We start from the raw sequence: 20,603 nt of genomic DNA, 5'->3' as shown, positions 1-20,603 counted from the left end.
CTGACCTGGGGAGCGGCGAGGAAAGCCAGCCTGTCCCCTCCTCGCCCTGCAAGGATTGCGCGTGTCCGACACCTTCAAGATCCTCGATCTCTTCGCCGGCCCAGGCGGATTCGACGTGGCCGCTCGAAACCTGGGCATCGAGGTTGTCGAAGGGATCGAGTGGGACCAGGATGCGTGCGCCACTCGCGTTGCCGCGGATCTACCCACACACTGCGGGGACGTGCGGGAACTCGGGCCCGAGGACTATTCCGAGGCGAACGTACTCGTCGGCGGCCCGCCCTGCCAGACCTTCACTGTAGCCGGCAACGGGGAGGGGCGTGCTGCGCTGCACGAGGTGACGAAGTTCGCCGAACGGTACGCCGAAGTCGAGATCGTCGAAGACTTCGCATCGATCGGCGAGGAACTGAAACACCTGAGTGACGAGCGCACCGGCTTGGTGCTCGAGCCCCTTCGGTGGGTTCTTGAGGCGTTGCTCAGAGGCAGGCAGCCCTACCAGGCGATCGTTCTCGAGCAAGTACCGGCCGTGCTTCCGGTATGGAAGGTGTTCGCCGGTATTCTCTCGGACAAGGGCTACAGCGTTGCCGAGCCGGACATACTGCGAACCGAGCAGTACGGCGTGCCGCAGACGCGCCGCAGGGCGATCATGATCGCGCGCTGGAACGGACCGGGAGCACTCCTACCGGAGCAGCCGAAGCTGCCCGAGCCCACCCACCGGCCCTACAGGAGAAGCATTCCTCGTGACGCCGGTGATCCGGCGCTCAAGGAATGGGTCACCATGGACATGGTGCTGGCTCGCCGAGGTCCGTTCGAGGTGGTGTCCAACTACGGCACAGGGGGCGATCCCAAGGCCCGGGGGCGGCGACGTCACGATCAGCCGTCGGCCACGGTCACTGGCAAGGGGTCGCGGAACAAACTGGTATGGGGTGAACACAAGCTCGGCGAATTCGGCTTGGCCGAGCTGGGACAGCTGCAGACCTTCCCGGCGGACTATCCGTGGCGACGCCGTAACGGCGACGACGGAAGCGCACCCGGCGCGCGCAGCGTCATCGCACAACAGATCGGCAACGCTGTTCCGCCGCGCTTCGGCATGCACATCCTTGCCGCAGCGTTGGGCCTCGACGCCCAACTGAACAGTGCGCTGGAGAGGCCTCTGACCTGGCGTCGGTCAGAGGCGGATTAGTTCTCCATCGGAGAGGGAGGCCTGCCCTGCTTCTCCGTCTGCGTGGTTCCACCCGCGTAGGCAGCGCCACGACGTCATGCGTCCGGGTGCAGGACCCGCGCCGTCGGCGTTGCGCAGGACGCGGATGAGCGCGAGGGCGGGGTTCATCCGCCCAAGGTGGACCACGGGTCGAAATAGCCGGGGAAGCCCTCGTCGTGCGCCCCGACAAGGTGCGCACGATCGAGGAACGTGTTGTTCATCTCGCAGCTGGTCTCGGGCAGCAGGACACATGCGTGACACGCCGCAAGGTTGAGCCCGTTGACACCGTTGGCGTCGGCCTCCATGCACAGTGGGTCGGACGAACACCAGGAAGCACGTTCCAGGGCGGACAAGAGGCTCCTGGACAGCTGCGCGATCTCCCCTCGCGCGACGATGCCGCCCAGGCTGCCTGCCGAGTCGCTCGTCGCGGTGTAGAGGAGGACACCGCACATCTCGTCGTTGACGTACAGCCGTTCCCGCAGGGATGCCGCGGGATAGCCGCAGTCGAGGCTCCATTCGTTGATCAGCACGTGAGCGAGCGTGTGAAGAAGGACGAATCGTGACGTCAGCGGCGAGTGGGGCTTCTCCCACCCCTGATCCCGGAGCATGGCCTCGTGAGCGGCCCGCATGCGCCGGACCCGGTCGGATTCGGTGGGGTGCACCGCCGACTCCCATTGCCGGAGTCGCGTCTGCTCCAGGGTGAGGAAGACGCCCTCGCCGACGACATCGATCGCCGGGAGCCAGCCGAGGTCCGGATTCTTGCTCAGACTGCCAACACGAGCCCGGTCGGCCTTCGAGCCCTGCGAAGGGCGGATGCGGGTGAAGCCGGTCAGGGCCCGAACCTCGCGGAGGCGTTTGACCTGCATCACATGGTCGACGCCTGGAATGTCGGACAGGCCGCGGTCTTTGGGGGGCTCACAGACGAAATGCTTGTTCTCGGGCGTGTCCTCGGTGACCTTGCAGAGCTGTTCGTACTCCTCCTGCCGGAGCAACTCGCCGGCGGCGAACCGGATCTCGTCCTCGTCGTCGGGCGTGGGCTCGGGCCGGTTTGCGTTCTCAAGCGTTCGGACCGTGCGCAGCACCTGTGAAAGGGAGTATCCGCCGGGCCTCAGCCAGCCTTCGTCCTCTGCGAACTCCGCGATGCGCTCGTCGCTCTTGCCGACGAGGTGTTTGCGGTCTGCCTCGACGAGCTCCATCAGCTCCGTGTGCCACGGGGGGATCGACAAAGCCGAGCGCAGTTCGGCGAACCAGGCTGCCGAGGATCCTCGCTGGAGGGTTTGCGGAGGCCGACTGCAATCGCGCTCCGCTGCGTCGCGCCCCAGCCATGGGCGGGTACCGTGGCAGCGAAGGCCCCGGCGGACGAGGGCCTTCTCACCGAAGGCACCGTCCATCGATGCCTTCTTCCCACAGCTGCAGATGATCACGACGCTGCGGAGACTGGACGTGCGGCCGTCGGTCTCCAGAGTCAGTTCAGCGGTGGCCCGCGAGCACGAGGTGGGGGCACCGCTCTTGCGCTCCGGGTCGGCGTGGACCCAAGCCCAGTAGGGAAATTCGTCGAGGTGTCCGTCCTCGCAGGCCACCATGAAGCGCGAGGGCACCAGCAGGGTCGAGCACCGGGCACAACGATTGCTGTCCGGCCCTGCGCTGAGGTGGCGGAATGCCTTGAGGGCCTTGCATTCAGGGCACGAGTACGTGTCGGGAAAACGACGCACGCGGACGCCGCGTCCCGTGGGGACGCGGGCTGCGGGCGGGCGGCGGAACCCGCTGACCTGCAGCATCGGTTCCAAGCGCTGATCCCGGAGATCGGCCTCGCCCGTGACGTCCCAGGTGTCCAGCCCGCTGACGATGTACGACTGGTCGGCGACAGCGAGCAGGCCACCCACGCCGTACGTGGTGATCTGCTGGGCACGCCGGACGGAGCCGACGGACGGGCGTTTGCGGGCGTCGTCGGTCCCGGTGGTGCCGGATTTGGTTCTGCGAGGCATGTCAGCTCTCCAGGTACAGGTGGGACTCGACGTCGACATCGCGCAGGCTCCACAAGGTGGGGCGGGCCTCGGTGAGGTCGTGGTCCACGTGGGTGCGGAGCAGGGCCAGGTCCGGCCTGCGGTGAGGGTCGGCCTTGAACTCGAAATCGGCCTCGTACTTCAGCTCCTCGTTGGTCTCCACGAGTTGATGCCAGTGGTCGACGAAAGCACGGATCTCCGCGTCTGCGTGCTCGGCCTCGGCAGGTGAGACCTGTCGGATACGGTGCACCAACTGCTCGCGGGCCGAGGCCAGTTGCTGACCGAAGCTGTTCACGTCCTTGGCGTCGGCGTTCGCGCGGATCTCCGGGTGGAGGAGGCGGGCAAGTCCGAGGAACGCGGCATGGAGAGCCTTGTCACGGGCGCGCGCCGCGAAGGGGGTAACGCTGGTCGATTCGACCTGCCGGTAGAGAGCCGAGTGGTAGCCGACGAAGTTCTCGTAATGGGAGAGGTCCCTGGATCGGGCCGCGTTGAACAGGGTCACGACGAGACCGGGGTGGGCGCGGCCGACACGGCTGGTGGCCTGGATGTACTCGGCAGTTGTCTGTGGCTGCCCGGTCACGGCCATCAGGCCGAGGCGGTCGAAGTCGACACCGACGGAGATGATGTTGGTTGCCAGCGGCACGTCCAGAGCAGACCCGGTCCCAAGGGATTGTCCGAGGGCGCCGAGGAGCCCTGGAAGGTCACTGGACGGGACGCGGCTGGTGATCTCGGTCGGGACGACCTGCCGAGGTTCCACATCGTCACGCGCGGCCAGTGCCCTGAGGCGTTCGTTGACGTCCGCGTTCACCTGCAGCTCGGCAGCACCGAGCAGTCGCAGGCTGTTGAAGTACCCCAGCAGCGTCCAGTAGGTGTCCCGTACCGCATGGTCCGGACACCGGAGGTGCCCTGCGTTGTGCAGGAGGGACGCATAGGCGCGGATGAGGAGGGTCGCCTGGGAGAGCCCGGGCGCGAGAAGACCTACGTAGAGCCGTGACGGCTTCCGCTCCCTGGGGGCCTCGACAGCGAACCACGAGTCGCGGGCGTCCAAGCCGGACGGTGGGAACTGCGCCACGTCCCTCCCGAACAGCGCTCGTCCCTGCTCCTGGGCGCGCCGGATCGTTGCCGTGGAGGCGATGATCTTCGGGCGGGCGCACGCGATGTCCACGGCCGCTTCGTAGAGGCCGGCGAGGGTTCCGAGTGGTCCGGAGATCAGGTGAAGTTCGTCCTGAATCACCAGCTCCGGTGGTGGGGTGCTTTGCCAGAGCCGGCCCTTGTCCAGGTTGAAGAGCGCCGCGACGTCCTCACGCCAGGCAACACGGGCGAACTTGTCAGCAGTGGCGATGACGAGCGTGGGTCGGACTCGGTAGAGCTCCGTGTCGACGACGTGCACAGGGAGCCCGGGGGAGAAGTCGCACGCGCGGTCGTCGCAGCGGATGACCATGCGGTTCCCGGGCACGTCGACCTCATGGTTGCGGACCAACAAGGAGGTGCCGCACCAGGGACAGGCCTTGAGCTGGACGGGGTTCTCCTCCTGGAGCTTCTCCCCGCGCGTGAGCTTCTTCAGCGCCTTCTCGGCATCCTTGAGATTGTTGGGTGTGGCAGCCCTCCCCACCCACATGCCGATGGAGATCTGTTCCTGCCCCAGGCGTTTCGGTTGCTCGGCACGTACGCTCTCCATCGCGCAGATAAGCAGGGCTGCCCGCTCGAACTGCTGGAGGGTGAGCAGGCGCAAGGTGTACCGCATGAGCACGCTCACGCCGCCACCCGCTGCGCCGTGGCGCAGACGCCGGTGGAAGACGGCGAAGGCGATCAGCCCGAGGTAGGCCTCCGTCTTGCCACCACCGGTCGGGAACCAGAGGAGGTCGGCGACGGATCGGTCGGAGTGCGCCGGATCCACCATGCCGTTGAGACACAGCAGGATGAACCCGAGCTGGAACGGCCGCCACGAGCCCTCGGGCGAGGGTTCGCCCACACGCTCCCGCTTGATCCACTGGCCTCTGCCGCGCTGGAGCGCCATGACGCGGTTGGCGAGACGGAATGCCTCCAATGCATCGGGATCGCGCTCCAAGAGGTCCACACCGGCGCTCATGCGCCGCTGGGCGACACGGCAGCGCTCCAGCTGCTCCTCGGCAAGGTGCACGTAGGAGGGATCGCCGTAGATTCCGTCGCGCAGCAGCTCCGCGTCCGCGACACGGTCGTCGATCCAGTTCCTGTACAGCGAGACGAACTTGCGTAGGGAGTTGATCAGTTCGTGCTTCGGTGCAGTGGCGAGGTACTGCATGCTCAGGAGGGTGCCGGGTACGGAGGAGTTCGAGTCGGCGAGCAAGACCTCGTTCACGGGTACGTGTTCCGTCCACACGGAGCTGACTCCCGCGGGCGTCTCATGTCGCGCGGGCTCTCCGACCGCCGAGGGGGTCCAGGACCAGTCCACCGCACAGCCGTGGCCGACGGCGAATGTGGGTGCGTGACGGTGAAGGAGCAGGGTGAGCCGGCTCTCGTCGTCGAGTTCGCGGACCGTCGGGCGTTCCACGAGCGCTGCGCTTCGGTCGGGAACCGTGATCCGCAGTCCCACTTGGAAGAAGCACTTCGGATCCTTGATCTCCTGCTGCTCCACGGCGTGGGTGTTCACGAGGGTGGTGGTCACGGAGATCGTGTTTCGGGGCCCGCGAGGAGGACGAACGCGCAGGCGCAGGCTCAGGCCGTTGTCGAGTTCCACCTCTTCTGCGCGTGGGCCCTGAACGTCAACGGGTGCAGGGGGGATCTGGAGGGGACGGCGGCGCCAGCGCACCTGGGGTATTTCGGTGCTGCCCTGTTCGGCACGTTCGGGTACCACAGGTTCACCCGAGGGCCCCACCGGCTCGTACACGGCCGCGGACACGTGCACGAGTATGTGGCGGCTGCGCGCCGGGTCGACGGCGAAGGTGAGACCGGTCGCCGAGGGACGCTTGACCTTGGTAAGCACGATGTCCGCATCGGGGGACTCGTTCACCGCCACAGTGGAGTCGGCATCGTCGAGGTCCTGCTCCGCGGTTTCCAGATCGGACCATTCCGATTCTGTCGGGCCTACGACGCGTGGAAACAGTACCCCGGTGGAGTAGGTGGTGACCGGCCAGTCGTCGAGGAGCTCGACGTCCTGGCCGTGTTCTCCGTGCGGGCCGAGCAGGTCCGACTTCAATCGCCCGACCAACTGCTCGCGGAAGCCGTAGTGCTGCTCGTGGTCGTCCGTCATGCGTCCTCGATCCTGCCGTCGTAGTGGAACCGGCCGATACCGATCGGCCGCGGTGCAAGCCAGAGTCCGCGCGCGCCGAGACCGGCGCGCACGGCTGCGGCGTCCTCGCCGGCAACGGTCTCGACGAGATCGATCCGGGTTCCGGTGATGTTGCGAGGCCACTGCGCCGGCTGGTGTGACTTCCCTTGTTGCATGAAGCGGTAGAGGTCGCGACGGAAGGCTTCAGAGGCGACGCCGACGACTTGTTCGTCGTGGAGCAGGGCGTAACCGGGAGCCGTTCGGCTCTCGTGTGTCTCGGCCACCTCGTCCAGTCGTGTCCAGACCACCTCGTCACCCGGGAAGACTTTGCAGGACAGGTACTTCTGCACCTGCCCGGGGTCGCGAATGACGTGTTCGAGCCCTGCCGGGTGATCACGATGGACGTCCCCGGCCAGGACGGAAAGACCCAACCGATGACTCCGCTTGTAGCCGTACCGCCCCCATCGATCCGTGCCCTTGACCTTCCGTACCAGTCGGACTCCGCGGGAACGGGTGAGGTATGCGTCGGGCGGCTGCAGGCGGTAGAACTCGTGACGGGCCCGGGTCATCGCCACGTAGAGGGCCCGGGCGGTGTCGCAGCGATCGGCAGCCACCTGCTCGCGACCGTCGTCCGGTGGGCCCGGGTCGACGACGAGCACCCGGTCGAACTCGAGACCCTTGACGCGGTGGAACGTCGAGACGAGCAGACCGTCGTCCTCCTGCGCCACTAGGCTGTCCGGCAGGTTCCCACGGGCGACGGCTTCGTGGAGCCGCCCCACCTCGACGACACGTCCGCTCCGGTCGCCCGCGGCCCGCAGAAGCAACCGCCACGCGCTTCGGCTTCGGTCAGGGCCGGGCGCGTGCTGCAGAGCCTCCCATGCTTCGAGGAACCGGTCCTCCGAGACCGAGACGGCGTCCGACAGCTGGGACACGACCCCTGCGACCCATGAGGGAACGGCATGTTCACCGGCGCCTCTGCGGACCCGGTGGCCGATGCCCAGATCGGCCAACCAGCGCGAGATCAGCAGCGCATCGCCGTTGGTGGGGCACAGGACGGCGGTCGTCACGCCGGAGTCGCAGAGGTGGGCCCGCACGTAAGGGACCTCCAGGTCGCCGAACTCCAGCCTGGTGGCCAACTCCGTGCGCAGATGCTCGTGCACTGTGTCGGCTTCCGAGGAGGTGACGCAGGAGCGAACCGCGGCCTCGTAGGGGAGCGCGCAGCCCGCTTCGTCGGAAGCGACCCGGAAGTTCTCGGAGAGGGTGAACTCGATGAGTTCACCCTCGAACCGCGTGCGGAGCCAGGAGAAGAACCTGCCTGTTTCGTGGGCCCGCTCTTCCGGATCCTTGACCTGAAAGCCGTAGATGGCCTGGGCCGGGTCGCCGACAATGGTGAAGCCGCACTCGTAGGCTTCCAGAAAGGTCGTCACGAGTCGCCGGCGATCGCCGACAAGGTCCTGGACCTCGTCAACGATGACGTGTCGAATCTCGTCGAGCGACTCGGGAGCCGTCGTCTCGTCCTCGATGAGTCGAACGGCCGCACGAATCCGTTCGTCGAAGGAAGAGGCGTGCCAGGCCTCGTCGTTCGCGGTCTCCCTGAGCAACGCAAGGGCCCAGGCGTCGAATGTCGAGACACGCACGTGTTGCGACCTGCCGCCGAGGGACCGCAGTCGCTCGCGCAACTCGGCCGAGGCAGCGCGCGAAAAGGTCAGGACCAGGAGGTCTCCGCCGGCCAGACCTTCCGAGGAGAGGTGCTCTATCCTCCTGACCAATGTGAAGGTCTTGCCGGTTCCGGCGCCCGCGGTAACCAGCACCTTGCGTCCGGCAGGCTCCTCGATGATGCGGCGCTGGCCGTCCGTCGGTTCATCTGCCACCGCTGCGGATGCGGTCACGGGGTCCTCCTGTGCCACAGATGCTCCATACGCGTGTAGGCGAGCCCGCGACCGAAGTTCTCGATGTTGTCGGCCACGTTGAGGATCAGGCAGGACTCCTTGCCACCGTTGAGTTTGCCGCGCAAGCCTCGGCCGATCATCTGGATGTAGGTGTTCGGGCTGAACGTGGGGCGGGCCACCACGACGGCGCGGACAGCAGGAGCGTCGAATCCCTGAGTCAGTACCTTGTAGTTGGTCAGGACCCTGATCCTGTTCTCCTTGAACGCGGCAATGCGGCGTCGCCTGATGCTCGGCGGTGTCCTTCCGTCGATCGAGGCCGCTGTTATGCCACGGTCCTGCAACAGTGCGGCAAGGACCTGAGCATGCTCCACAGAGGTGGCGAAGACGAGGACAGGCCAGTCGGGGGGCAATTCCTCGATCCTGTCCACGATGCGCCGGGTGCGTGGGACGTCCTGGGCGAGGCGCCTGACGACGTCCGCAGGCAGGGCCATCGCATGGGTGCTCTGCATCTCGGCCACCTGCTTCGGGTCCAGCGCGTAGGAGCCGCCGAGCAGCTCCTCGTGCTCGACCTCGGCCAGGACCTCCAAGGACTGCAGATGCCCGTAGGCGTCGTCGTCCTGGAACACGCCGAAGTCGAGGCGCTTGTGCCCGAAACGGGAGGCCAGGGTCCGCGTCTCGTCGTCGCTGTCGCCGCGGAAGGCTGTTGCTGTCAGACCGACCAGATGACGCGAGGTGCGGTACTGGTCGACACCGAGAGCGTCGAGGATGCGCGTGTAGGTCTTCGGTACGGCGAAGTGGGCCTCGTCGACGATGACGAGGGCGCAGTCACGCAGCCAGGCGTAGTCCTCCTTCGGGAGCCTCAGCACCGCGGTGTCGTCGAGGGCGACGACCACCTGCGGCCCGTCGGAGACGGGAACGGCATCCGGCATTCCACCCCACAATCGGGTGATTCGTAGCGGTTTCCCCGATCCCTCCGTCTGCCAGACGTAGGCCCAGGTCTCGATGGCCTGCTCCGCCAGTTCCTGGCTCTGGGAGATCCAGAGGATCGGGCGGTCGAGGAGGCCGTCGCGCATCGCCCGGACTCCTGCCTCGACAGCGATCCGCGTCTTGCCCGATCCCGTGGGGATCTGTAGCATCGCCCGCTTCTCCTCGTCCTGGGCGAGGTGGTCGTACATGCGCTGCACCAGTGTTTTCTGGTAGCCATGCAGCTCCAGAGGCTTGCGTGGGCCAGGGACGGTTTCGTAAGGAGAGGGGGAGCCGGAAGTCTGCGGGTCACCGGCCCAGGACTCCGGAAAACCGAACACACGGACGAAGCTCCGCGCAGCCGACCCACCCGTCCAGGTCTGCGGCACCTCGAAGCCCGCCTCGGCGAGCGCTGATGCGAGCACACGTAGGATGTCCTCCCCGTGAGCGGCGAGCAGTAGTTGCGCCGCGCGCATGCCGTCGATGCCGGTTCCGCGCAACTCCGCGTCGGCGAGCGCCAGCCCTGGAGGGAGCTCGGAGATCAGTCGACTCTCGCCGAGGGCGAGCAAGAGCTTGGTGGCCGGGTCGCTCTCCTGGCGGACCTTCAGCAACCTTCTGTCGTTCTGGTCCTGTTCCTGCTGGCGGAGGAGCGCTTCGCGTCCATCGACCCCGAGGCGCAGCCCCAGGAGCCGATCCACCGCTTCCAGGCTCGACTTCTCGTCGTGCTCCCCACAGAGCAGAACGGTGAGCCCTTGGACAGTTTCGGTCAGTGCCTGCTCCCGTCGACCCTCCGGGCCGCGGATGATCCTGACCAGGTCGGAACAGTGCGCCAGCTTCCAGGCCGACCCTCGAGGCAGAACCTGACGCAACCGTGGGAAGACGTCGGTCAGGGACACCGGCTCCGCCAGCGGGACGGAGTGGATCTCCTCGACCAGAAGGTCGGAGGGGATCCGGAAACGGAATCGGTCGACCAGGAAATGTGCGTCGGTGTCGGTGGGGACGAGGAGCGCGGGCACACGCTCACGGAGCAGGACGTCGTACTGGGCCTCGTCGAATGTGACGGCGATGCTCTTGCTTCGCTGCACCTCCCAGTCGTCACCCACCCGGCAACGGAAAAGGTGCTCCTCGTGCTCCAGAGTGCCTGAGGGGGCTGATCGGGCCAGAAACGCGTAGGCCCTTCCGACGAATTCGGTATCCGTCCCCGAGTCCGCTCGTTGGACCAGTTCGGCCCACAAAGCAGCTGGTACGTCCTGGATGTTGGAAGGCAGCTCGAGCGCACGCGCATACGTGCCGGAAAGATCGGCAACGGGGAGCAGGGTGCTGTCCACGTCCAGCTCGGGGCTCACCGCGGCAGTTGGCCGCCTCACTCCGAGCGAGGTACCGAGCATGCCCTGCTGACGGAGCAGCCAGACCAGGGGCGACACGACACGGAGGTCCCCACCCTGTCCGGAAGTCCGGATGCATCGCCAGTCGGGCACGATCCCGAGATCAGGGAGCTCCCGCGCGAACGCGGCCCGACCTTCGGGGGAGAGCTCCCGCAGAAGGTGCAGGGGTCCGGGGGGATCTTGGCCGATGAGACTCACGGAGGACGCCCGTGGGCGGGAGCTGTTGGGCCCGAGGGTCGCGCAGAACTCGTTGTACATGACATTGCTGTAGTCGCTGAACCAGGAGTCCGGGCGAGGATTCACCCGGGTCACTGGTCGATCAACGGCACCAAGGGCCTTGAGTACCTCCGCGTCGCCTTCATGGAAAACCGGGTCCACGAGAATCGAGGCATCGCGCTGTCCGTCCACGGGCACAACGGGGCCCCCCAGGATGCAGTCACGGATGACCCGGTACTGGCCAGTGGCGGTGTGCACCTTGAGAACGTTCTCGGGCTCGGGGTAACGCTCCTTGACGATGCTGACCAACTCGTCACGCTCGACCGTGCGTGCGAGAGACCAGAAGTCCTCCCAGTCGTTGTTCTTGTACCTGGCGAAGCCCGACGACACGGCGGCCCGCAGCCGTCCGGCGGCATTGGCCTCCTCGACACCCAGGACCTTCAGCGCGTGGAGCATCTCGACGTCGTTTGCGATCGATTCGTGCAGGTACACCGTCGTCTCGTACGGGAGACGAACGCCGTCGTGTCGGCGGAAAACCGTGCCTTCGGAGGACGAACGGAAGTCACCCCGCTCGGTCAGTAGGAGCCGCGCAGCCCGCGCCTCGGCCACTTGGAGCTGGTTGCCGGCCTCCACGACGGAGGCTGCAAGGGCCAGTGCGTACTTCGCCCCTTCGACACTGCGGTCGGAGACGAGTGCTTCCAGCCAGTCGCGCAGCGAGGACGGAGCGACGCCGGCCTGGTCGAGGATGTCCCTTGCCCGGGACCGCCTTTCACGACTCTCCACACTGTGGTGGCACCAGTTCTTGGGACGGCCCGGGTGGGTTGCCCACTGTTCCAGCCAGGTCGGTGCGAGGTTCTCCGGATGCAGGCGCAGTTCCTTGGGGAGGCGGAGGGTTCCGTCCTGGTCCGGCAATGAGGGCCTGCGGGCAGCTGCCTGCAACACCTTCTGACTCAGCATCTCGTCGCCCCATTGAGAGGCTTCCCGGCCGCGGGCCGTGAGTAGGGTGAGGTAGGACGCCGGATCCTTCTCCTCGTACAGCTGAGGGATCGAGTCGACCACGAGCTCCGCCGCCCTGGTCACCAACTCCTCGTTGAAGTCGCTCTTGGTCAGGTTCTGGCGATCCTCCGGGGTCTTCCAGGGCGCGTTGAGGATGCCGGTCAGGGTCGTGTCGTAGTTGGTCGGGAAGTAGGCCCAGAAGTTTCCTCGTTTCAGGCGCAGCGGGACGCCCTTGTCGGGAACCGCCCAGGAAATGGTGACGACAGGCCGATCATGCAGCTCTCCCGCTGTCTGCGCCGCAGTTGGGCTCGGCTCGTGGTCGACGCTGAAGACGAACCAGCGCTCACTGCTGTGGCGGGCACCATCGTGCTGCTCCACGACTCGGCGTTGGATGCCTTCCCTCTCCTGCGTGATTTCCCGGCGCAGCCCGTGGCCGGCACGAGTGTCCTCCAGAACGAGGCGGTCCATGTGGGGGGAGAAGAGCATGAAGTGCGCCGGGAAGTTGATGATGTCCCGCCCCAGCCGGTCATCGGCACCGTCGTGCAGTGGGAGCACCACCGTCGTCGACGCCCACGTCATGAGTTCGTCGAGATGCTTGTCTAGCCGACGGTCCGAGTCCAGGTCCAGCGGTTGCGCCATCCGCAGCACCGGGGTGGGGTCCAGCGCCGAGAGGTCGGGGACCGTGTCCCGGATGACCTGGGCCGACCACTCCTTGTCGAAGCCGAAGGAGCCGGTCGTGCTGTAGAAGCGAGGAGTGTCCGACACGCTCAGCACCGACTTGACGCCCACCCCGAAGCGTCCGATCTTCCCGGTCCGTTTCCGAGACACGGACATGCGCAGGATCGTGTCGGCGCCGGCAGGGGTTATGGGCGTGCCAGTGTTGGCGCAGTAAAGGTGTGTGGCCGTGAGGAGCACGTGGATCGTGCCCACGACTCCGGGCGTCCGTTCCATGTTCTCGTCCGCGCCGTTCTGGACGAGCTCGTAGATCTGTCGCTCACCGTAACCCCCTTGGGTGATGCGTCGCTCATTGTTCGCGTGCTCCAGGACGTGGCCCGGGTCGGCTCTGTAGACATTCAGGACCCGCTGTGACAGGTCCTCGACCATCTTTACGACGCTGTTCGTTTCCGGCGCAGAAAAGGACACGAAAGAACATCCCCCAGATTGCTTCGAAAGAAAGCAGTCTTCAGTACGGGCAATGAGATCCTCGGTCGAAGACCTGATCGAAAAAATTATTTTCAGTCGTTGATGTGGCGACTTGAAGGCATGGCGTGGCTCAACATGCTTGACGACTTCCCCGGTCTATGGGATCCGCGGCGAATGCACCGGGTCCAAGGGCTGCATCTTAACGAAGCTCATCAATTCGGTGCAAGAACTTTCGGCGACGTATTGCATGCATCTGGGAATGAGCTTGCAACGGGTTGAGCCGCCGCGAAGTTGCGCAGTTTCTAGCGTTTATTCCTAATAGTCGCGTTTGGGTCTGCTTGCACCCCTTCTGTCCAGGTGGAAGGTATGTGTGTCACATGGAGATCGTGGGCAGTGGTGGGATTCTTCACCGTTTCTACTTAAATGTTCGTTGCTCTATCACAGATCTCTCGCTGGTTGGTAGTCGACTTGTGTCGACGGATTTTCGGCTACATGCTGATGCGGTCAATCGGGGTGGCTGGCCCTCTGGTTGTCGTGGGATGGGGTAAGGGGGTGATCTTGAGAAGGCTCCATTGCATATCGCAGGGATCTGTCGTGGTTGGCTCGTTCGTGGTTCAACGGGAAAATTGACGTTGGGGCGGGAAATGTACTCCGGAGATCCGCCGCTCTTACTCATGGTGCGACAGTCTTTTGTGCTTTCCTGAATCCCTTGGATCCCGGATCTGGACCCCGCCGAACATGCCGTGCTGTGCGCCGGTTTCGTATTTTTTCACGAATGTCACGGTGAATGCATTGTTTCTCGATTCTTAGCTGCACCAACCCAACCCGCATGAAGTATGGAGATGCCATGATGCACGACAACGGTGCCGTAACGGCCCTGGCTTTTGCCCTGTTTGTCTTGGTGGCAGTACTGGTCGCGGTCGCAGCTGGCTATCTGGCTCGCCGGGACAGCGCCTCCTACCCCGCTGCACTGAGTCGGTCGGCGAAGGCGTTCGCGGCCACACTTACGTTGATGGCCGTCGTGACAGGGGCTCTGGTTGCGCTGAGAGGTCAGTAGCCCAGGCTGATGCGCGCATCGCCCGACAAGACCGTCCTGCCCACCGAACTCACCGCATAGCCTCAACACCGAGATCACCGAGTGGCCGTCGATACGCCACTCCAGCGGATGACCCATCCGGACTGCGCTCACGTAAGCACGCTGCACAGTGAGCCACGGGTGAGCGATCCGACCCCCTGTTCACCGTCGCACGGATCGCTCGAGGTACGACCACGGACAACCTGGACCGCTGGAACCAGTGGCAACGACATGAACGTCCTTGCTATACCTGCGGAAAGGCTGGCCAGGGGGAAGGCGGGACGGCGTGACACGGCCGTGGAAGCTCGTGCTGATTGTGGTCGGAGTGGCCTGCATTGTGGTGACGCCGATGGTGTGGTTGCTGAACGGTCCGGGGACCGGGGAGCTGGTCGGGGCGTCGTTACAGGTCGGCACCGGGGTCGCAGCGCTGGTGTGGGCGTGGTTGCAGCCCCGGCAGGGGGACTCGGCCACGGATACCGGCCAGGCGAAGGCGTCCGGTGGTGGGTCGGCGCACACCGGGATCCGTAGGCCCGGTGGGGCGGGCACGGGATCGGCGCGGGTGGATCGGACTGGTGACGCGACGGCTGACGGGTCCGGCAGCAGTGCCGGTACCGGGATCGACTACAGCTAGTCTCGGGGAGCGGGTTGATGGGGGACGAGAACGGGTCCGGCGACGCACGGCCGGGCGCCGAGGTGCGGGACAGCGGCGACGCCCGCGCGACGGACGGCGGCACCGCGATCACCGGAGTCAGCGCGGCGACGGCGGTCGGCGCGCCCGGCTCCGTCTCGGTCAGGGCGACCGGGGCGGCGTACGCCTCGCACGGTGGGGTGGCAATCACTGGGTACGTGGCGGGCGACGTCCGTGTGACGCTGCCGTCCCTACAGTCCCGCTCGGTGCAGGACTCCGTCCTGCCCGGCGAACGGCGCCCGCGCCTGTTTGGGCGCGAGGCGGAGATCTCCGCCGGCCTCGACGTGCTGCGGCGCGCGGACGGCGGCGGTCGGGCGGCGGTTGTAGTGACCGGGGCTCCTGGCATCGGGAAGAGCGACGTCGCCCTGCGCATGTCCCGGCTGGCCGCGGAGCGGTACCCGGACGGTCAGTTCCACATCAATCTCGCGCTGTCGACCGGCCCCACGGACCTCGTGTCGTCGATACTCCACGCGCTCTTTCCGCCCGAGCCTCCCCTGCCGGACCGCCGTGACCAGCAGTTGGCGCTGCTACGGACGACGCTCGCCGACAAGCGCGTCCTGCTGCTCGTCGACGACATCGTCTCGGAGGAGGCGCTCCTTGAGATCCTCTCCGTCGACGGCCCGTTCGCGCTGGTGGGGACCAGCCGCGTCAAGCTCAGCGGGCTCAGCGGCCTGGTCCGCCTCATAGACCTCGGTCCACTGCCGGCCGCGCCCAGCGAGGAGCTCGTACGGTCGGTCGCCGGCCCCGGCCGACTGACCGGCGAGCAGACGGCCGCGCTGTCCGCGGCGTGCGCCGGTCACCCACTCGCCCTGCACATCGCCGCGGCGCACCTGGCGCGCCGGCCCCGCGTGAACGCCGACCGCTACCTGTCCGAGATCATCAACCCCGACCGCAGCGTCAAGGCCCTCGTCGCCGGCCAGACCGCGTTGCAGCCTGTGTTCCAGCAGAGCTTCGACGCGCTCGAACGCGACCAGGCACAGGTGTTCTCCGCGCTTGGCGTCCTGCCGCACATGTCGTTCACCACCGATGTCGTCGCAGCGGCCATCGCACAACCTCCGCTGGACGAGGTCGACGACGACAACCTCACGGACACGGCCGCGCTCCTCGACTCGCTGGTCGAGCTCAGCCTCATCGAGCAGCTCGACGACGACCGATTCGTGATGCACGAGATTCAGCACCGCTTCGCACGGCTGACATCCGCGCCGTGGTCGGGGACGCAACGGGCGGATGTCGTTCGTCACGCCTGTCTCGTCACAGCCGTCCGCGTCCGGTCGTCTACCGATGCGATCGGCTTCCTGGACGAAGAGGCGACTGTCCCCGCCGAGAGCAGTGCCGAAGCGCTGCGGTCGCTGAACGCGGACCGTCCCGGCGCGGTCGCTCTCGTCGAGACGGCCCGGCAGTACGAGGCATGGGACCACCTACTGCTTCTCGCCTTCGCGCTCACCGAGCACCTGCGGGTTGCTAGCCACTGGAAGGAGCTGGACCGCGTCTACCAGTGTGTACAGGAGGCCGGGGAGCTGGCCGGACACGCCAACTGGACGGCCACCGCGCTGTACAACCGGGCCGTCGTTGCCGCGCACCTCGGCGAGAGCCAGGATGCGGCTGATCTATTCCACCGTTGCGCCGAAACGGCGCGCGCGGCCAACGATGCCGAGCATCTTTTCATGGCGCAGCTCGGCCTGGGGACGCTGCTGATCAACCTGGGCCGGCCCCGCGACGCCATCAAGTACCTGCGAAGCGGACTGCACTACTGGCGGACCGTCGGGCATCGTCAGGCACTCGGGCTCGCCCTAGGCAACCTGGGCCAGGCGTACCTGGCGGTCGGACAGACCCGCCGGGCCGAGAACTACCTGCGCAACAGCCGGGACCTGAGCCGGAGCAGCGGCTTCGGTGAGATGCTCGCCACCCGGTCGATCGTCAAATTGCTAAGCAGCACGGGCCGCGAGGCGGAGGCGGCGGAGGAGTCCGTCCGGGACATCGAACGGGCACGGGCCATCGGCAGCCGGGAGTGGGAGGCGCAGGCGCTGATGGACCTAGCGGCGGTCCCGGCCAGCGCCCGGCCGGAGTCGGCTCCGGCCGAGCCGCTCGAGGCCGCCCTGTCCATCCATCAGGAGACGGGTGACGTGCAGGGCCAGGTCCGGGCGTTGTTCCGGCTCGGTGAGGATGCCGCGCACCGCGCTGACCTCGACCAGGCTGCGACCTATCTCGCGCAGTGCGCCGAGCTCGCCATCGGAATCGGCGACCATCAGCATGCGGCGCGTTCCCTGACCTATCTCGCCTCGTACAGCGGCGGCATCGGGCACCACGACACGGCGGAGTCGCAGTTCAAGGTCGCGTCGGACATGGCCCAAGAGTCCGGCAGCCCGGTTCTTCAAGCAGATGTCCTGCGGAAGCGAGCCCAGTTGCTGTGGCACCGGGGGCGGATCGGAGACGCCGTCCGCCTGCTAACCGAAGCGGAGCAGTCTCTCGCCGCCACTGACGAGAGTCGGGCGCTCGCCCAGGTGCGGGCGGCACTGGGCGAAGCCTTGGTCGTCGCGGGGCAGTGGCAGGACGGCGCCCGCATGCTGCGGTCCGTAGTCTCCGACTTCAGCGATGCCGCCTCTCCTGGCACCCGGGCCCGGGCGACACGCGCCCTGGCCGTCCTCCACTCGCGACGCGGCCTGCACACCGAAGCCCTGTCCGCGATCACCACGGCACTCAACGACTGCGAGCGGCACGACGACTTCGATGGCGTCCTGCACTGCCGGATGGCACTGGGCAACATCCACGCACGGGCCGGGCGATGGGCCGAAGCAGCTGACCAGTACGAACAGACCGTGCGAGCCGCTGCCGAGCACAAAGATCTCCATGTCCTCCTCTCCGCCCGCGCGCAGGCCGCGACCTGCATGCTGGAGACCGACAACCGGGACGAAGCCGTTGCCCTGATGACCAAGAACATCCCGCTCGCCGAAAAGCTCGGCATGGACAGCGTGCTGACATCCCTGCACACCAACCTCGGCGCCTGCCACGCCAAGGCCGGCGACCACCCCGCCGCGGCCGCGTCCTTCCGCACGGCCCTGCAGATCAGCGAACGTCTCGGCGACGGCCCGCTGCGCGCCACCTGCCTGCTCAACCTGGCCCGCGCCGAGAAGGCCCTCCATGCATCGGAGGACGCGCGTTCCCGCGGCCGTCAGGCCTTCGCGCTCCACCAGGAGCTCGGCAACTGGCCGGAGGCAGGAGAGGCCCTGGTCTTCCTGGGTGCACTCCACGTTGAGACGGACCCGGATGGCACTGTGCCGAGCCCCGTGGAGCTCGTGGGTGCCAGCCCAGTTGACCTGCGCGTTCTCGAATCACTCCGCGCTCGCGCCCTCCGGGACGATCGCGACAATGCCGTGGTGCCGTCCCCCACCCTGCCCCGGCTGCGCAGCGTGCGGATCTCCGACACCGTGCAGCAGGCGCTCGCCGCCTTCGACCTGGAGTCGCTCACGCTCCGGTTCGCCAACTCCCGGCAATACTGCACGGTGTGCAACCTGATCATCGACGAGTCCGGCGAGGCCGAACTCCTCTACCTCCGCCACCCGGACGTCCATCACCCGATGCTCCGGCTCGCGCACTCCCACTGCCACCTCTCCGAGGTGATCGAACTCACCGGCCCGGCCCCCGATCGCTCCCCGGATCGCCTCGACGCCGAGTGCATCCTCTTCGGTGGTGACCGCGCCGGAATCGTCCTCGACTGCCACGGTGGCTGGGGAGCGATCAACGGCAGCCGCCGCATCGAGGACGTCACCCTCCGGCTCTTTCTGGAGTCGGGCTTCACCAACCTGCGCACCCTGTACACCAATAACGGCGGCAAGCCCCTCGACCTCCGCGACCTGCCGCCCGTCCCCGGCCGGGACCTTCAGGCCCGCCTGGTCGACAACAAACTCACCCTCAGCAGCCCCCACGGCAACCTTCTGCCGGGGCTGCCACTCAACTTCTTTCCTCACTGGTACGAGCAGGCCCACCATGGCTCGCTGCTCGTCATTGCTGGCCGGAACCTCCCGGGCATGGTGGCGGACGACCCCACGTACCTCGAGCGCGCCATCCTCCTCGGGCAGGCTGTTGGAGCCGCCGTGCCGATCGCGGTGGTGCGGCCACGCAGGAATGCGCCGTGTCCATGCATGATGCGGCGGGGGCGGAAGTTCAAGCACTGCTGCAGTGGGCGGGCGAGCAGGGCGGTGTCGGCGAGCAGGGGGTGATGCGACCACCCGGCCATGATGAACCTCGCTGTCCATTGGGATCGGTGACTGCGGCGAGTTTTATGCGGACGTTCGCCGTGGCCGGATAGTACTTTTCCCGCACTAGCCAGCTGTCCCGCAGCGCCTGTTCCAACAGCGGCACCGTCCGTGCCCGATCACGCACCCATAGATAGGCGTAGGTAAGGGTGCTGCGCGAGGACAACGTATTAGCGATGGTCCTCGCCCATGACTTTCTCGAACACTCCCAAGGCTCGATGGATATGTGCAATGGCCGAGAAGGACAGCCCTTGGTACACAAGGAAGAGGCCGGAAGTATGAAGTTCAGGCGACACTGGCTTCGGTGCTGCCCTCGGTTTGGCCGACCAACGCGCCTATGTGGCCAGAAGCTCTCGCTACACAGACCACGTTTCAGAGGTACGTGGTGCGCAAGGCAGCACGTTCCTCAAATTGCCGATTGCCGATTGCCAGATCACGGGGCTCGGTGATGAGTTCCGGAGTGCGATGTCGATCGTCGGCATCTGCGGTGCGTGCAACCTCTGCACGAGACGTCTGGCTGTCCCGAGACTATTCGTTGACGATTCCGGTGACGGCGCTGGAGCCAGGTCCGATGGCCTCCGCGTGTCCGGTGCGCGCGACCTTCGACGGGCCGGGACGGCTACCGCCGGAGGTCAGGATTCCGGTGATCGCGCTGCTGCCGTCGCGGGCCGTCGCGTTGCCAGTGTCGATGGCCGTGTCACCGACGGAGGCGGTGAGGGACTCAAGGAGCGCGCGCAACTCTGCCGCCGCACCAGACTGTTCGGTCCCATCGAGGCGGTCCAACAGGGCCTCGAACCGTCCGGCCCACAGCCCTTCCTGCCGCGCCCGCTCCGCGCTGGCATCGCCTGACGACGGGAGCGTCAGGGCTTGCGCGGTGCGATCGAGCCGCACGAGCTCCGCCCTCACGCGCTCGGCGTCACCGCGGCCGACCAACTCCGCGGCACGGCGCTGCGTCACGGGCCAGAACGCGGTACCCGCGGCTCGGACCACTGCCCGTCCGCCTTCGGCCGCCAGTTCCGTCAGCTCTTCAAACAGCATGCTCGCCTCCATTCGCGGCCGCACGCCGCAGGATAACCTCTCGCGACTCACCCATGTACACGTTCGGAATTGAGACGCACTCCCCAGCGAGCCGGTGGTGCTCTGCATCGAGACCGCCAACAGCCGCTCGATGCGCCTCGCGGACAAGCTGAGGTTCACTGAGATTGAGCGGTTCGAAGAGTACGGCGCCGAGCAGTGGTTCGGCGTGTGGTCCTCGACTACGTAGTCCGGCTGAGCTCGTGCCCGACAGGGCGACGGATCCACGACGCCACCGATTGCTCGTCGGCCTCGGAACGGCCGGACCAGGTGGGTTGACCTGCTGGTCCGTCGTCAGGTGGAAGTGAGCCGTGGACCTGGGTACGTTCGGGGTTGCCTTAACGGAGTTTGGTGGACACCAACAAAGACAATGTCAACCGTCAGGTCCGGTTGTCGTTCCTGGGCGGTTCCGGCGAGGGCTGACTGTACGGGCCATGTCCGGCCGCACCAGTGTGAGGGGCCGTCGGTCAAAT

7 protein-coding genes and 1 pseudogene are annotated in these 20,603 nt (G+C 66.6%); 3 read left to right on the top strand and 5 right to left on the bottom strand.

Annotated elements, in window-relative coordinates:
• Window positions 1-61 precede the first annotated feature (61 nt).
• Window positions 62-1,180, top strand: coding sequence for a DNA cytosine methyltransferase (locus ACWDEX_RS04985; protein WP_450461789.1), 1,119 nt, complete (start codon window positions 62-64; stop codon window positions 1,178-1,180).
• A gap of 143 nt (window positions 1,181-1,323) precedes the next feature.
• Here ACWDEX_RS04985 and drmB read toward each other — a convergent pair whose 3' ends face one another.
• Genes drmB through ACWDEX_RS04965 form a run of 4 tightly spaced genes read right to left on the bottom strand, consistent with a single transcriptional unit; the run spans window position 1,324 to window position 13,001 of the window.
• Entirely contained in the window at window positions 1,324-3,183 is a 1,860-nt protein-coding gene (gene drmB, locus ACWDEX_RS04980; RefSeq protein WP_450461787.1) for a DrmB family protein, read from the bottom strand.
• 1 nt (window position 3,184) lies between these two features.
• Entirely contained in the window at window positions 3,185-6,430 is a 3,246-nt protein-coding gene (locus ACWDEX_RS04975) for a helicase-related protein (protein ID WP_450461786.1), read from the bottom strand.
• Complete coding sequence (locus ACWDEX_RS04970) at window positions 6,427-8,337, bottom strand: UvrD-helicase domain-containing protein (protein WP_450461784.1); 1,911 nt, start codon at window positions 8,335-8,337, stop codon at window positions 6,427-6,429. The genes ACWDEX_RS04975 and ACWDEX_RS04970 overlap by 4 nt, the downstream gene beginning before the upstream one ends.
• Complete coding sequence (locus tag ACWDEX_RS04965; RefSeq protein WP_450461783.1) at window positions 8,334-13,001, bottom strand: helicase-related protein; 4,668 nt, start codon at window positions 12,999-13,001, stop codon at window positions 8,334-8,336. The genes ACWDEX_RS04970 and ACWDEX_RS04965 overlap by 4 nt, the downstream gene beginning before the upstream one ends.
• Window positions 13,002-14,763: 1,762 nt before the next feature.
• Between ACWDEX_RS04965 and ACWDEX_RS04960 the strand changes: the two genes are divergently transcribed.
• On the top strand, window positions 14,764-19,020 hold the full coding sequence (locus tag ACWDEX_RS04960; RefSeq protein ID WP_450461782.1) for a tetratricopeptide repeat protein: 4,257 nt from the start codon (window positions 14,764-14,766) through the stop codon (window positions 19,018-19,020).
• A gap of 564 nt (window positions 19,021-19,584) precedes the next feature.
• On the opposite strand, the gene ACWDEX_RS04955 is transcribed toward ACWDEX_RS04960, so the two are convergent.
• A complete protein-coding gene (locus ACWDEX_RS04955; protein ID WP_450461781.1) occupies window positions 19,585-20,094 on the bottom strand; it encodes a hypothetical protein in 510 nt (169 codons plus the stop codon).
• Between the two features lie 73 nt (window positions 20,095-20,167).
• Here ACWDEX_RS04955 and ACWDEX_RS04950 point away from each other — a divergent pair.
• Window positions 20,168-20,320: pseudogene (locus ACWDEX_RS04950) on the top strand (GNAT family N-acetyltransferase); the annotation flags it as partial.
• Window positions 20,321-20,603: the final 283 nt, after the last annotated feature.

This window comes from Streptomyces sp. NPDC001020 (genome assembly GCF_053599115.1).
Note: the sequence above shows the minus strand (reverse complement) of the source record. Positions and strands in the feature narration are given on the sequence as shown.